Here is a 278-nt window from a genome sequence, read left to right on the forward strand (position 1 = left end):
CCCTGAGGACGCCAGACCATCATCAACACCATCATCAGCCCGAACAGCAGCATGCGATATTCATTGAATTCGCGTGCCAGCTCCGGCAACAGCGTCATGGCGATCGCCGCCAGAATCACGCCCAGCTGCGAGCCCATTCCGCCCAGCACCACGATGGCCAGAATGATCGCCGACTCGATGAAGGTGAAGGACTCGGGGCTGATGAAGCCCTGACGCGCGGCGAAGAAGGCGCCGGCGAAGCCCGCGAAGCTCGCACCGATCGTGAAGGCCGAGAGCTT

Annotated in this window: 1 protein-coding gene; it reads right to left on the reverse strand. The window is 62.2% G+C overall.

Features of this window, described 5'->3' with window-relative positions; all coding sequences use genetic code 11:
* On the reverse strand, positions 1–278 hold a 278-nt coding region (locus tag R0J88_RS19770; protein ID WP_410900842.1), incomplete at both ends, for an ABC transporter permease subunit.

The sequence above is a fragment of the Pseudoalteromonas sp. SIMBA_162 genome (assembly GCF_046535955.1).
Classification (GTDB): Bacteria; Pseudomonadota; Gammaproteobacteria; order Enterobacterales; family Alteromonadaceae; genus Pseudoalteromonas; species Pseudoalteromonas marina.